Source organism: Lysobacter sp. MMG2, assembly GCF_016735495.2.
Classification (GTDB): Bacteria; Pseudomonadota; Gammaproteobacteria; order Xanthomonadales; family Xanthomonadaceae; genus Lysobacter_J.
This window is the reverse complement of the sequence record NZ_JAERQY020000001.1, coordinates 1,408,177-1,420,672: the sequence shown is the minus strand read 5'-3', so window position 1 is coordinate 1,420,672 and position 12,496 is coordinate 1,408,177. Positions and strand designations below refer to the sequence as shown.

15 protein-coding genes are annotated in these 12,496 nt (G+C 65.0%); 11 read left to right on the top strand and 4 right to left on the bottom strand.

Annotated features, from left to right (window positions below; translation table 11 throughout):
• The first annotated feature begins 41 nt into the window (after positions 1–41).
• The 3 genes from JI752_RS06435 to JI752_RS19425 are packed head-to-tail and all read left to right on the top strand — an operon-like array spanning position 42 to position 1,825.
• A complete protein-coding gene (locus JI752_RS06435) occupies positions 42–1,271 on the top strand; it encodes an NnrS family protein (protein WP_216960906.1) in 1,230 nt (409 codons plus the stop codon).
• A gap of 7 nt (positions 1,272–1,278) precedes the next feature.
• Positions 1,279–1,677 carry a SirB2 family protein gene (locus tag JI752_RS06430; RefSeq protein ID WP_216960904.1) on the top strand — a complete coding sequence of 133 codons (399 nt, stop codon included), beginning with the start codon at positions 1,279–1,281 and terminating at the stop codon, positions 1,675–1,677.
• A gap of 13 nt (positions 1,678–1,690) precedes the next feature.
• On the top strand, positions 1,691–1,825 hold the full coding sequence (locus tag JI752_RS19425; RefSeq protein ID WP_256448101.1) for a hypothetical protein: 135 nt from the start codon (positions 1,691–1,693) through the stop codon (positions 1,823–1,825).
• A gap of 122 nt (positions 1,826–1,947) precedes the next feature.
• On the opposite strand, the gene JI752_RS06425 is transcribed toward JI752_RS19425, so the two are convergent.
• Complete coding sequence (locus JI752_RS06425; protein ID WP_216960902.1) at positions 1,948–2,196, bottom strand: hypothetical protein; 249 nt, start codon at positions 2,194–2,196, stop codon at positions 1,948–1,950.
• A gap of 27 nt (positions 2,197–2,223) precedes the next feature.
• Between JI752_RS06425 and JI752_RS06420 the strand changes: the two genes are divergently transcribed.
• From JI752_RS06420 to azu, 5 genes are all read left to right on the top strand, one after another.
• Positions 2,224–2,379 (top strand): hypothetical protein, encoded by a 156-nt coding sequence (locus JI752_RS06420; RefSeq protein WP_216960900.1) that lies wholly within the window; start codon positions 2,224–2,226, stop codon positions 2,377–2,379.
• A 139-nt stretch (positions 2,380–2,518) separates the two neighbouring features.
• Positions 2,519–3,574: a copper-containing nitrite reductase gene (gene nirK, locus JI752_RS06415; protein WP_216960898.1), complete on the top strand. Its 1,056-nt coding sequence runs from the start codon at positions 2,519–2,521 to the stop codon at positions 3,572–3,574.
• Positions 3,575–3,581: 7 nt separating this feature from the next.
• Positions 3,582–4,331: a formylglycine-generating enzyme family protein gene (locus tag JI752_RS06410; RefSeq protein ID WP_345777323.1), complete on the top strand. Its 750-nt coding sequence runs from the start codon at positions 3,582–3,584 to the stop codon at positions 4,329–4,331.
• Positions 4,328–4,912, top strand: a complete 585-nt coding sequence (locus JI752_RS06405; RefSeq protein ID WP_216960896.1) for an SCO family protein — start codon at positions 4,328–4,330, stop codon at positions 4,910–4,912. The genes JI752_RS06410 and JI752_RS06405 overlap by 4 nt, the downstream gene beginning before the upstream one ends.
• Before the next feature lie 56 nt (positions 4,913–4,968).
• Complete coding sequence (gene azu / locus JI752_RS06400) at positions 4,969–5,424, top strand: azurin (RefSeq protein ID WP_216960894.1); 456 nt, start codon at positions 4,969–4,971, stop codon at positions 5,422–5,424.
• 189 nt (positions 5,425–5,613) lie between these two features.
• Here the strand turns inward: azu and JI752_RS06395 are convergent, their stop codons facing one another.
• Complete coding sequence (locus JI752_RS06395) at positions 5,614–6,456, bottom strand: AraC family transcriptional regulator (protein WP_216960892.1); 843 nt, start codon at positions 6,454–6,456, stop codon at positions 5,614–5,616.
• Between the two features lie 120 nt (positions 6,457–6,576).
• On the opposite strand from JI752_RS06395, the gene JI752_RS06390 reads away from it, so the two are divergent.
• Positions 6,577–7,344: an alpha/beta hydrolase gene (locus JI752_RS06390; protein ID WP_216960890.1), complete on the top strand. Its 768-nt coding sequence runs from the start codon at positions 6,577–6,579 to the stop codon at positions 7,342–7,344.
• Positions 7,345–7,548: 204 nt separating this feature from the next.
• On the opposite strand, the gene JI752_RS06385 is transcribed toward JI752_RS06390, so the two are convergent.
• Positions 7,549–8,358 (bottom strand): hypothetical protein, encoded by an 810-nt coding sequence (locus JI752_RS06385; RefSeq protein ID WP_216961907.1) that lies wholly within the window; start codon positions 8,356–8,358, stop codon positions 7,549–7,551.
• Between the two features lie 979 nt (positions 8,359–9,337).
• Here JI752_RS06385 and JI752_RS06380 point away from each other — a divergent pair.
• The gene (locus tag JI752_RS06380) at positions 9,338–9,667 is read left to right on the top strand and encodes a hypothetical protein (RefSeq protein WP_216960887.1); all 330 of its coding nucleotides are present in this window, start codon (positions 9,338–9,340) and stop codon (positions 9,665–9,667) included.
• Between the two features lie 382 nt (positions 9,668–10,049).
• The gene (locus JI752_RS19510) at positions 10,050–11,093 is read left to right on the top strand and encodes a HAMP domain-containing sensor histidine kinase (protein ID WP_216960884.1); all 1,044 of its coding nucleotides are present in this window, start codon (positions 10,050–10,052) and stop codon (positions 11,091–11,093) included.
• A gap of 399 nt (positions 11,094–11,492) precedes the next feature.
• Here the strand turns inward: JI752_RS19510 and JI752_RS06370 are convergent, their stop codons facing one another.
• On the bottom strand, positions 11,493–12,233 hold the full coding sequence (locus JI752_RS06370) for an SDR family oxidoreductase (RefSeq protein ID WP_216960881.1): 741 nt from the start codon (positions 12,231–12,233) through the stop codon (positions 11,493–11,495).
• Between the last annotated feature and the right edge of the window lie 263 nt (positions 12,234–12,496).

Sequence of the window (12,496 nt, the reverse complement as noted above, 5' to 3'; positions counted from 1 at the left end):
GATCAAGGCCCTGCCACCGGTGCGATTCCTACACTGCGCCCATGTTGCAGGCCATCCGATCCAACGACGCCTCCGCGCGCCACCTCGTGCAGGCACCGCATCGTCTGATGTTCTTCATCGGCGCGGGCAACGTGCTGTTGGCAATGGGCTGGTGGGCGCTGTGGCTCGCGGCCACGCGCTGGCCGGACTTGCTCGGCGCGTCGCAGCCTTCGGTTCCCGCCGGCTGGCTGCATGCCTTCATCATGCAGTACCTCGTGCTGCCGAGTTTCATCTTCGGCTTCCTGCTGACCGTGTTCCCGCGCTGGATGGGGCTGCCGGCACTGGAGCGCTGGCACTACGTGCCCGTCGGCGTCGGACTGATGGGCGGTCAGCTGGCCCTGCTGCTGGGCGCGTGCGGGCTGGAAGCGGCCATCGTGATCGGCGTGCTGATGGCTGTCGCCGGCTGGACCGCGGGACTGTGTTTCCTCGGCCGCCTGTTGCTGCGCGAGTCGGGCACGACCTGGCACGCGCGTTCGTGTTTCCTGGCGTTGGTGCTTGGATGGGTGGGGTTGCTGGCATTCCTCGCCTACGTGCTCGGCGGACCGCCGGTGCTGGTGATGCTGAGCATCCGCCTGGGCACGGTGGGATTGCTGCTGCCGATCTACCTCACCGTGGCGCATCGCATGTTCCCGTTCTTCGCCGGCAACACGGTGCCCGGGTATGTCGTGTGGCGTCCCCTTGGGTGGCTGGCGAGCGCGTGGGCGCTGCTGTTCCTGCACCTGCTGCTTGAACTGGCCCACGCATACGCGTGGCTGTGGGGCGCCGACCTGCCGCTGCTGGCGCTTTCGCTGTGGGCACTGTGGCGCTGGTGGCCGCGCGGGCGCATGCCCGGGCTGCTGGCGGTGCTCTTCATCGGCATGGCGTGGTTACCGGTGACGTTCGCGTTGTATTCGGCGCAAAGTCTGATCTTCGCCGTCACCGACCGCTTCGAGCTTGGCCGCGCGCCGGCGCACGCCTTGTTCATCGGCTTCTTCGGCAGCCTGCTCGTGGCGATGGTCACGCGCGTGACACAGGGGCATTCGGGACGGCCGCTGGTGATGTACGCCGTGGCGTGGTTCGCCTTTGTCGCGGTGCAGGTGGTGGCGCTGATGCGCGTGATGGCGGAGGTCATGCCGGACGCGTACGCCTGGCATGTCGCCGCGGCGATCGGATGGCTGCTGGCTTTCCTGCCGTGGGTCGGCCGTCTGGGCTGGATCTACCTCACGCCTCGCGCCGACGGAAAGCCGGGCTGAGGCCGCAATGATCGCCTTCTATCCCTACATCAAGCTGGCGCACGTGCTGGCCATAGCGTGCAGCGGGGCATGGTTCCTGTTGCGCGGCGCTTCGCTGCTGGCGGGCATGCGCTGGCCGACGGCCGCCCCCGCGCGCTATCTCGCCTACACGATCGACACCGTGCTGCTCACCGCGGCGATGATGCTGCTGACGATCCTGCCGGGTGCCCTGTTCGCCAATGGCTGGCTCGCGGTGAAGGTGATGCTGGTGGTGACGTACATCGTGCTGGGCTACTTCGCGCTGCATCGAGTACGCAGTCGGTTGGTGCGCATCACCGCGTTCGTCGCGGCGCTGCTGGTCTACGCGCAGATCTACTTCATCGCGCGCTCGCATCACCCGCTGGGACTCATCCACTTGTTGGCATGAAGGAAGAGACACGATGGCTCACTGGAGCGACACCTGCGAAGCGGCATCGCCCGCCTTCGCGCTTGTGGTCGAGGCGCTCGACGCCGCGGGACTGAGCACGCTGGCGGGCGCGGCGGACGACGACGGCGACGTGCCGTCCGAACCGTAAAGCGACGCAGGCAGCCCTCGACCGGGTAATGCATCAGCGCCGACGGCGCGGCCTCGCCCCGTCGGGAGAGGCCGCGCTACGCGGCCGGTCGCATCCATGTGAAGCGTCTACATCGGCAAGGATCAACCGCAACTGCCGCAACATCCGCCGGACGCGTCGTCGTTGCATTGCTCGTCACGGGAAGGGGCGGCTTCCACGCCTGCTTCGGTGAGGAGTGCGCGCACCTGACGTTCATCGAGCACGGTGTGGACGCTGAGGCGTCCGCTTTCGCGGTCGATGTTCACCACGGCGTCTGGGTCGGCCGTACGCAGGGCGCGGGTGATGGCGGCTTCGCGTTCGGTGTGCAGATGCGGGTTCACGGCGGAGATCATGGTCGGTATCCGTTTGAGTGGGCTGGAATGCAGAATCGTGCGGCGCTCAGGCTAGTGGATGCGGCCGCCGATTCCTTGACGAAGGTCAATGCCGCTGCGGATCGGGGAAGCGGCGTGCGCGAGTGGGTCGAATGCATCGACACGCAACGCCATGCGGCCGACATCGCCGTGCGCAAAAAATGATCCGGATCAAATCCGTATATGCCGTCTTGCATCAAGTTGCAGTCGTGCTGAATGGGATTGACATAGGTCAAGGCGGGTACGTACCTGCGAACCCTAACGTGCGCGCATCGGCCTCGGGCCCAATCAAGGTAGACAGTCCATGCTTCGCGCCTCCCGCAACGTGCTGCATTACGCGCTTGTCGTCGCCCTGGGAATCAGCGCACCCGCTGTCTTTGCATCCGAGCCGGCAGGCGCGCCCATCAAGGCCATCCTCACGGCGCCGCCGATGGTGCCGCCGCCCATCCAGCGCAACGCGCCGGCCAAGGTGTTGGTGGAGCTGGAAGTCATCGAGAAGGACATGCGCCTGGCCGACGGCGTCACCTACAACTTCTGGACGTTCGGCGGGACGGTGCCGGGCAGCTTCATCCGCGTTCGCCAGGGCGACACGGTGGAGTTCAAGCTGAAGAACGCGCATGACTCGCACATGCCGCACAACATCGACCTGCATGCAGTGACGGGTACCGGTGGCGGGGCCGAGGCGACGTTCACGCTGCCGGGGCACCAGACGCAGTTCACCTTCAAGGCGATGAATCCCGGGCTCTACGTGTATCACTGTGCGATGCCGCCGGTGGGCATGCACATCGCCAACGGCATGTACGGACTGATCCTGGTCGAGCCGCCGGAAGGCCTGCCGAAAGTGGACAAGGAGTTCTACGTCATGCAGGGCGACTTCTACACCGAAGGCAAGCACGGCGATCCGGGCCTGCAGCCTTTCAGTCTGGAGAAGGCCATCGATGAGCATCCGACGTACGTGGTCTTCAACGGTTCGGAAGGTTCGCTGACCGGCGACAACGCACTCACCGCGAAGGCCGGCGATCGCATCCGCATGTTCGTCGGTAACGGCGGGCCCAACCTGGTGTCCAGCTTCCATGTGATCGGCGAGATCTTCGATCGTGTCTACAGCGAGGGCGGATCGAAGTACCAGGAGAACGTGCAGACCACGCTGGTGCCGGCGGGTGGTTCGGCGATCGTGGAGTTCAAGACCGATGTGCCGGGCAACTTCGTCCTGGTCGATCACAGCATCTTCCGCACGTTCCACAAGGGCACGCTGGGCATCCTCAAGGTGGACGGGGAAAAGAATCCCTCGATCTACACCGGGCAGCAGTCCACCGGCGAGTTCCCCGAACCTGCCCGCGCGCCCGCCAAGGGAGACTGAGGCGATCGTGCTGACCAGTGCACTGCTGTGGTGGTTGCTGGCGGCGCCCGCAACGGCGCCGCCCGACTTCGCCGTTGTGCCTGGCGGCATGTACCGTTCCACCGTGCGCTACGAGGGCGACGAGCGCCTTCGTCGCGTGGACGATTTCGCGATGCAGCGGCGGGCCGTGACCGTGCGCGAGTTCGAAGCCTTCCTGCGCGTACAGCCGCAGTGGCGGCGCGATCGGGTGCCATCGCTGCTGGCGGACTCGGCGTATCTGGCGCATTGGCGCCAGGCCGATGCGGCAGGGCAGGCTCCCGAAACCCCGGTGACACAAGTGAGCTGGTTCGCAGCCGACGCGTACTGCGCTTCCATCGGGGCGCGTTTGCCCGACTGGACCGAGTGGGAGTTCGCCGCCGCCGCCGACGCCACGCGCCGTGACGCGCGCGGCGATGCGGCTTGGCGCGCGCGTCTGCTCGACGACGGTACGCCGCGTGGCTTCGACGCGCGTCCCGGCGCACCCGCCAATGCCTACGGCGTGTCGGGCCTGCACGGTACGAACTGGGAGTGGGTCGGCGACCATGCCAGCCTGCTCGGCGACTCCGACAAGCGCGGTTCCGACGATGGCGACCGCCTGCGCTTCTGCGGTGCAACGGGCCTGTCGTTCGCCGATCGCGACGACTACGCGGTCCTCAAGCGCGTGGCGCTGCTGTCGGCGATGGCGCCGCGCAGCACGCTGGGAAACCTGGGCTTTCGTTGTGTGCGGGGGGCTTCATGAGACGCGCAATCCATGCGCTCGTACTGGGCGCCGCGATGCTGCTGTCGGCGATGCCGGCACTGGCGCAGCGGGCGCTGCCCGGCGACTCGATCTATCAAGTGCAGGCGACGATGACCGACCAGTCCGGGCGCCATCTCGCCTGGCATGCCCTGCGCGGCCGACCGACCGTGGTTTCGATGTTCTATGCCGGCTGCCATGTGATGTGCCCGCTGATCATCGGCAGCGGAAAGTCCTTGCAGACGCAGCTGACCGCCGGTGAGCAGGCGCGGCTGGACTTCGCGATGATCAGCATCGATCCGGCGCGCGACACGCCGGCCGTCCTGGCCGATGTCGCACGCCAGCACCGTCTGGATACAAGGCGCTGGCGCCTGTTACAACCGCAGGCGCGCGATGTCCGCACGCTGTCGGCAGCGCTGGGCGTGCGCTATCGCGCGCAGGCCGACGGTTCCTTCAGCCACACCAGCGTGCTGATTCTGCTCGATGGTGACGGACGGGAGGTCGCACGCAGCCAGGTCGAAAGCCTGCAGCCGGACCCCGCCTTCGTCGCCACGGTACGCGCACATCTGGCCACGTTGCACTGACACCTACCTTCACCCGCTACCACCTCACGTCCAAACCCGTCCCCCAAGGAGATGCCATGAAAGTCCTGTCCACCTCGCTGCTGATGCTGGGCGTGCTCGTTGCCGGCCATGCACAGGCCGCCAACAACTGCACGATCGTCCTCAAGGGCGACGATGCGATGAAGTTCGACCAGAAGCAGATCACCGTCTCGGCCTCGTGCCCGACCATCACCATCCAGCTCACGCACACGGGCAAGCTGCCGGCGTCCGCGATGGGCCACAACGTCGTCATCGCCGCGACCAAGGACGTGGACGCCATCGGGCGCGACGGCATCAAGGCCGGCCTGCCGAACAACTACGTCAACAAGGCCGACACGCGCGTGATCGCTCACACCAAGGTCATCGGTGGTGGCGAGAAGGCGACGGCCACCTTCCCAGGCAAGAAACTCACCGCCGGCGGCGACTACACGTTCTTCTGCAGCTTCCCGGGCCATTCGATGCTCATGAAGGGCAAGCTGGTCGTGACGAAGTAACCAAGCAGTACCTGCGCCGGGGTGTCGCGAGGCGCCCCGGCCGGCCATGCCCGAAGTCCCGGCGCGAGCTGCGTCGGCTGAGGGATAATGGCCGCATGGATCGCATTCCCCCCGAACAGCTCCGCCTGTCCGTCGCCCCGATGATGCGAAGTCGGTATTTGACGATGTCCGTTTCTGGCCGATAGCGGACTAGTCAGGCCTGCGCTGCACATGATTTCGCCCCCTCCACTCCCTGGGCGTTACCCCCACCTGCGCCTTGAACGCCCGCGACAGCGCCGACTCGCTGGCATAGCCGGCGTCGTCGACCAGTAACTTCAAGGGCTTTCCGCCACGCAACCCCTTCTGCACCAGCAGGATCCGCCACCGCTGCAGGTATTCGCCCGGCGTGCATCCGACCGTGGTGCGGAATGTCTGCGCGAACGAGCTACGCGACATGCCCGCCACCGCCGCCGACGCTTCCAGCGTCCACTCCTCGCGCGGCCGTTCGTGCATCGCGGTGATCGTGCGCCGCAGGCGCGGGTGCGCCAGGCCCGCCATCAGGCCGGTCTGCAGCTGCTCGCTTCCCATCTGGTGACGCAGCACCTGGATCAGCACCAGTTCGAACAGGCGGCCCAGTACTTCGCGGCGGCCGCAGCGCTGCTCGAAGGCTTCCTCGAACAGCAGGTCGAGCAGCAGGCGGGCGCCCATCAGCTGGTCCAGCGGCAGGCACAGGCAGGCCGGCAGCGCGGACACCAGCGGATTTTCGGTGCCGGACTCGAAGACCAGGGCCGCGCAGGCCAAGTCGGCGCCATCCTCACCTTCCACTACGAAGCGGTGGCCGCAGGGCCGCGGGTACAGCAGCAGGCTGGGCGTATCGATAGTGATCGGCTTGCCTACGGCGTGGTGCACCACCACCGTGCCGCGCCTGACCAGATGCAGCTGGCCCACGCCGTCTTCCGCCGCCAATTCATGGGTGCCGCAGATGGTGCCGGTGTTGCGGACCGTGGCCCGCACCGAGAAATTCCCCAGCAGGGCATCGAGCCTGTCGGTCATGTTTGGACTCCATGGCAAGTTTTCTGGACTTTACAACACATGACGTGCGGGCGACTCCGGGATAGTGGCCTCACCGGGAACGACCCGGCCGACACACACCTAAGGAACTCCGCCATGAACTTGCTCGCCCCGCTGGTCCTCGCCTCCGCCCTCGGCCTGAGCGCCGCCGCCACCGCCGCGACCCCTGACCCGATCGCCGACACTCGCCCGACCGTGGTCTTAGTGCACGGCGCCTTCGCCGACGGTTCGTCCTGGAACAAGGTCATACCGCTGCTACAGGCTCAGGGCCTGAACGCAGTCGCGGTGCAGAACCCGCTGACCTCGCTGGAAGACGACGTCGCCGCCGCCAACCGCATCATCAACGCCCAGACAGGTCCGGTCGTGCTGGTCGGCCATTCCTGGGGCGGTGCAGTCATCACCCAGGCCGGCGGCAACGCCAAGGTGAAGTCGCTGGTCTACGTCGCGGCCTTCGCGCCGACGCTCGGGGCCCACTCGGCCGCCGACACCACCGGCTTCCCGGCGCCTCCGGGCTTCGCGCACTTCATCGCCGACGCCGACGGTTTCCTCACTCTGCCCGCCGACGCCATCGCCCGCGATTTCGCTCAGGACGTGAGCGCCGCCGAAGCCAACCTGATCCACGCCACCCAGGGTCCGGTGCGCGGTGCGAACTTCGAACAGCGTGTCACCGTGGCCGCGTGGACCGCGAAGCCGTCGTGGTACATCGTCGCCGGCCAGGATCGCATGATCGACCCGGGCGCTCAGCGTGCGCTCGCGAAGAAGATCGGCGCCACCACCACCGAAGTGCCGACTAGCCACGTGCCGATGGTGTCGAGCCCGGAAGCGGTGGCGAAGGTGATTATCGAGGCAGCGCGCGCAGCCGCGAAGTAATCCTGCCCACAGGGTCTGTCGGGGAGTCCGCAGGGGCTTCCCGACGAACTGCGTTGATCAGTCGTCGAGCGATCTGCCGAAAAGCAGACTGAAGGCCTATCCAGCTGCGAATCTACGAAACCGCGATTCACGAAGCGTTCCAGTCTAAGGATTTGCCTTGTTCGATGTCTGTTCCTGGCCAATAGCGGACATCTCATCGGCACGTTAGCGGGTCGGAGGAACTAGATAGTCCAAACGTGCCCAGCCAGCCCGTATGCGCCGCGTGGCAGCCAGCCATGCCATGCGCAATGCTTGCGCATTTACTTGAGCGTGGTGTCGCTTCGCCGCTTGAAGGAACTCAATTCCGTTGTAGCGCTGGAGCCATGCCCGCATCGGCCTTGCCGAGAGGGCTCCTTCGGTAGGGAAGCGCCTGGCGTCCCGAAGATCGGATGCCATCAAGGCCATCAACGGGGCTGATCGCATGCGCAGCTGCGTATCGCAGTTCGTCGCAGTCCTGAGATCAACAAGAAGCTGCTCGAGGGTGCGCTCCTGCTCCTTGGCGGCCGGGTCGAAATCTTTCCTCACGTACTTCGATATGCGAGCAAAAAGGCTCGGACTCTCAGCCCTCCCAAACGTCTGGATCGCCAGACCTTCGTTCTCAGCGCGTTGCACGGCGATATCGTACTCAAGCGCTAACGTTTGCGCGCTAAGATCAGTATCCTCGATGCGATACGCAGGTTGGGTATCAAGTCGGATGCCAAAGAATCCGGGCATCGATTTGAGGGGGTCGGTGAATAAGGGGCTGCTGGAGGCGTTCATGATGTTCTCGGTCGAGCGGCTGCTCTGCTTGAGACGGGAGACGTCGTCGGGATGGGTAGCGTCCACGACGGAGGCACCGGCCGCGCTGCTGTGCAGATCGCCGCCCAAGTCGGGTGACAGGAGAGCGTCGGGCTCTATGCGGAGAGGACGGGCAGGGCGGCGCGGCTGAACAGCCATTACGACGTTGCGTCGTAGTGCGTACTCAAGCTGCGCCATTCCGGGTGATCTCAACGTGAGTCGGCAATGCCTTAAGCGCTCGCGGACTTCTCCACTGCAGCCCGGCTACGACGGGCCCCCGGAGTGCGCGTTCCGAAAGACCAGTCGTTGCGATCTCGGTACCTGGCCGTCTGCCCCTTGCGGTGGCCTGCGCACTTGCGGGTACGCGAGATGAACCGCGTTCCGCAGATTCGAGGTACGCATGTCAAGGACGCCCATAGTGTGAGGGCTCACGACCAGCCGTCGTCAAAGCCGCAGATGCGCCGAGCCCCTCGCGCCCCTGTGACCTTCCTATGGAGGCTCACCCAGGGGTGGTATACGCATATGAAAACCATCGTCGAGATGCTCTGGTCTACGCTGTCGGATGCAGTCAGGTCCCTGATAACACCCCTTCCACTGTGGTCGCCCGACCCGGGGTGGAGGGCGGCTACCGATGATCGCAGCCCGTCCGGCTCCTTACACAAAGCCTGCGTGACTTCGGTCGTCCCGGATGCCTCGCAAAGCACTGCCCTGAAGGGCATGCGATCCTGAGACCGTAACAGCTTGCTCACGTCACGCGGCGCAGCATCGAGAAGAAGTGAAGCCACGCGGTTAATCGGCGGAGTCCAAAGCCCGTTGATGTTGGTGCTGAAGCGGGCCAGAACGACCGGCCAGATTCGCGGTTCGAGTCGAATTTTGCCATTGGCGAAGCTTCGCGGCTTCGCCAATGTTCTTTGTGTCGGTCGGGACGCAGTCAAGAAACGCGAATCCAACGGCCATACCGCCGGACGCGTCGAGCCGGCAGGAGTGCGACAGGTGCCAGAGATCGAGTCGCCAGGCGCTGCCTGCCCGGCGCGAGGCACTTAAATGTTGCGCACCAAGCGGGCATGGAAGGAGCGACGGGCGTGCGGGCGGTTGACGAAGAAATGGTCGTCCGAACCCGTGTCAGACGCGCGCGCGCACGAGAAACAACGGTCAGCAAGATTGCTGCAGTGCGGTCATGAACAAGGTAACGGTCATCGCATGTGTTTCGTTTGCATTCGCCATGGCAGTGGAGACGCTGGTGTGGGTAGCGTTTTTGCACCGCCTCAGGACTCGCCACCCGCAGCAGTGGCTGCATGCTTCCCAGCCGGTCCTCTGGCAGCACAGGACGTTGTTAAGCGCGCGCAGCACGATGCTTTATCTGCATAACCGGGAATACCTGGACAGCATGGACAGGGACGGCATTCGCTACTGCGGCCACCATCGCGACCTGATGCTGCTCGCATACTGGATTACGGCGATCACAGGCATTGCGGCCCTGCTGGTGTTGGCGCTGCATGGCTGGTGACGCGCGACGCGGATGAGGGAAGGGCCTCGCTCCAATGACGCCACCGTGAGAACGCACGGCAGCGTCGCTCGCCATTCCGCTTGGTACCTGCGACGACGGAAGTGTCCGGCGCCGCGGCCAATGTCACTCATGACCCAAAGGATCTGAGAATGTGTTCGGTCCTCACCGCAGCGGCCTTCGCCTGCCGCTTGCACAGGCGGTTCCGCCGACAGACGGTAGATCGCTCCGCCGCTTCGCGATTGCGCGCTAGGGGTATGGTGCTGTGATGATGCACCGCTTTCTAATCGCGAATCGGGACGAACTGGCTGCTCGATGCAGGGTGAAGGTCAAGGCGAGGTCGGCCCGTGGCGTGTCCGGGGCGGAGCTTGAACACGGAATATCTGTGTTTCTCGAACAGGTCATCAGGACGCTGGAACTGGAGCAGACCTCAGATCCGCGGCAGAGCCGACGCATTTCTGGGCGCACCGGTGGCGGCAAGCCGGCCCTATCGGAGATAGGCGACACGGCGGCCCAGCACGGCAAGGAGTTGATGCAGCATGGCTTCACTGTCGAGGAAGTGGTCCACGACTACGGCGACCTTTGCCAGGCCATCACCGATCTGGCATTCGAGCTGGATGCGCAGATCGAAGTGGACGAGTTCCGGGTTCTCAATCGCTGCCTGGACAACGCGATCGCCAATGCGGTCACCGAATTCGGGTACCAACGCGATATCGTCGTCGCGGACCAGCACGCGCACGATCTGAACGCGCGGCTGGGTTTTCTCGCCCACGAACTGCGTAACCAGCTGGCGACGGCGACGCTGGCACTTTCTGCGATCAGGAATGGCAGCGTGGGCGTGACCGGTGCCACCGGCGGCGTACTCGAGCGATCTCTGGTGAATCTGGGCAACCTGATCGACCGCTCCCTGGCTGAGGTCCGGATGACAGCCGGCCTGCCACTTCAGAGCCGATTGTTCTCCGTCCGCGATTTTCTGGCGGAGCTCAAGCTTTCCGCCTCGCTAGAGGCCAACGTGCGTGGGTTCACGCTGAAGGTGTCCGACGTGGATCCCTTGCTGGCCGTCGACGTGGATCGTGACCTGCTGCTCTCGGCAGCCGGAAACCTGCTGCAGAATGCCTTCAAGTTCTCGCGCCCGCACAGCGAGATCAGCGTCAATGCCTACGCCGTGGCGGATCGCATCCTCATCGACGTTGAAGACCAATGTGGTGGCCTGCCGTCAGGCGATGCGGAGAAGATGTTCCTGCCCTTCATCCAGAGAGGCCAGAACAGAAGCGGCTTGGGTCTGGGACTGTCCATCTCCCGCAGCAGCATCGAAGCCAACTCCGGTGTGCTGAGCGTGCGTGACGTGCCTGGTATCGGATGCGTCTTCACCATCGACCTCCCCCGGCACGCGCTGGGCGATGAACCCGCTGCAGTCGTGGAGCAGTAACCAGACCCTCCGCAGCAGAAGGCTCAGGAAGTGGCGAGGTAAGCCGGCGCATCAAATCGCGCGGCCAAAGGGTGCTGCTGATGACGTCGCCCGAGCAGATCCGCGCTCAACCAGTAGACTGGAATCAAACCTATCGGGTTGCCGAGTGCGTTCCTTCCAATCCCATGAGTTCGACTTGACGAGGCAGCACCTCATCGGTGCCGGAGGTCACGGGGCGTGGCGAATGTCCGCTTCCCGATAGCGGACATTCGGCCAGAGCCGAAGTGGAGTACTAGCGGGTGCTTTCGCCCCGAAGCGGATTTCGCTGGGCGGAGGCTGGAAGACCCGATGAGATCGATGACGTCGCCCACGTGTCCGGCCGGTTCGGTTCATGCGGGCGCGTGACGAGGCTTTCGCTCGCTAGATCGAGTAGCCACCGTCCATCGTCAGGCTCGCGCCGGTCATGTATCCGGCGTCCGCACTGGCGAGGAAAGCAGCCAGCGCGGCGACTTCGTCCGGCCGGCCAACCCGCTTCAACGGGTTTCGCGCGATCAGGGGTTCGAGGAAGTCGGCGGTGATGTCGGTTTCGATCGGGCCGGGCTGGATGTTGTTGATCGTGATCCGACGCGGCGCTAGGTCCAAGGCGAGTTCACGCACCAGCGTTGCGACGGCCGCCTTGCTCATCGCGTATACGCTGCTGCCCACGACGCCTCCGCGCACGGCGGTGTTGCTGCCGATGGTAATGATCCTCCCATCCTCGGCCATGCCTGCAGCCGCCGCCTGGATCGCCAGGAACACGCCACGTATGTTTATCGCCAGCATCTGGTCGAGGGTGTCGAGCGAGAACTCCTGTAGCGGGCTTCCCTTGTAAATGCCGGCGTTGACCACGGCCACATGGAGCGGACCGAACCGGGCGGACGCTCCACGCACGACGGACGTGATTGCCTCCGCGTCCGCACTGTCGGCCTGCAGCGCGATGGCGAGACCACCATCGGCCTGTATAGCATCGACCACCTCCGCCGCCTTGTCGGCACGGGACGCGTACGTGATGGCCACCGCGTAACCGTCACGGGCGAGGCGGCGGGCGATGGCGGCGCCAATGCCGCGCGAACCCCCGAAGACCAGCGCGGCCTTTGGGGTCTGTGAGGGCAGGTTCGTCATGTTCGAGTCCTTTGGATGGAGCCAGCAGACGATCCGCTGGCTTTGGACCATTACGCGCCTGCGGTGTATCCGGCGGATGTCGCCATTGCCGCCGCTTTGTAAGCCAATGCATCACAAGTTCGTTGCGACGCCTTCCGATACGACGGGCGTGGGGCTGACCGGCGAAGCTTTGCGCCACGGGTAGAAGGCCGCACGGAGTTCGGCGCTGAACAGATGGGGCTGTTCCCACGCGGCGAAGTGACCTCTCCTGCTCACTTCGTCGA

What these genes read in the sequence shown, in the direction of transcription:
- JI752_RS06435 (WP_216960906.1), top strand. Translation starts at nt 42, where the DNA reads ATGTTGCAGGCCATCCGATCCAACGACGCCTCCGCGCGCCACCTCGTG.
- JI752_RS06430 (WP_216960904.1), top strand. Translation starts at nt 1,279, where the DNA reads ATGATCGCCTTCTATCCCTACATCAAGCTGGCGCACGTGCTGGCCATA.
- JI752_RS19425 (WP_256448101.1), top strand. Translation starts at nt 1,691, where the DNA reads ATGGCTCACTGGAGCGACACCTGCGAAGCGGCATCGCCCGCCTTCGCG.
- JI752_RS06425 (WP_216960902.1), bottom strand. Translation starts at nt 2,196, where the DNA reads ATGATCTCCGCCGTGAACCCGCATCTGCACACCGAACGCGAAGCCGCC.
- JI752_RS06420 (WP_216960900.1), top strand. Translation starts at nt 2,224, where the DNA reads ATGCAGAATCGTGCGGCGCTCAGGCTAGTGGATGCGGCCGCCGATTCC.
- nirK (WP_216960898.1), top strand. Translation starts at nt 2,519, where the DNA reads ATGCTTCGCGCCTCCCGCAACGTGCTGCATTACGCGCTTGTCGTCGCC.
- JI752_RS06405 (WP_216960896.1), top strand. Translation starts at nt 4,328, where the DNA reads ATGAGACGCGCAATCCATGCGCTCGTACTGGGCGCCGCGATGCTGCTG.
- azu (WP_216960894.1), top strand. Translation starts at nt 4,969, where the DNA reads ATGAAAGTCCTGTCCACCTCGCTGCTGATGCTGGGCGTGCTCGTTGCC.
- JI752_RS06395 (WP_216960892.1), bottom strand. Translation starts at nt 6,456, where the DNA reads ATGACCGACAGGCTCGATGCCCTGCTGGGGAATTTCTCGGTGCGGGCC.
- JI752_RS06385 (WP_216961907.1), bottom strand. Translation starts at nt 8,358, where the DNA reads ATGGCGCAGCTTGAGTACGCACTACGACGCAACGTCGTAATGGCTGTT.
- JI752_RS06380 (WP_216960887.1), top strand. Translation starts at nt 9,338, where the DNA reads ATGAACAAGGTAACGGTCATCGCATGTGTTTCGTTTGCATTCGCCATG.
- JI752_RS06370 (WP_216960881.1), bottom strand. Translation starts at nt 12,233, where the DNA reads ATGACGAACCTGCCCTCACAGACCCCAAAGGCCGCGCTGGTCTTCGGG.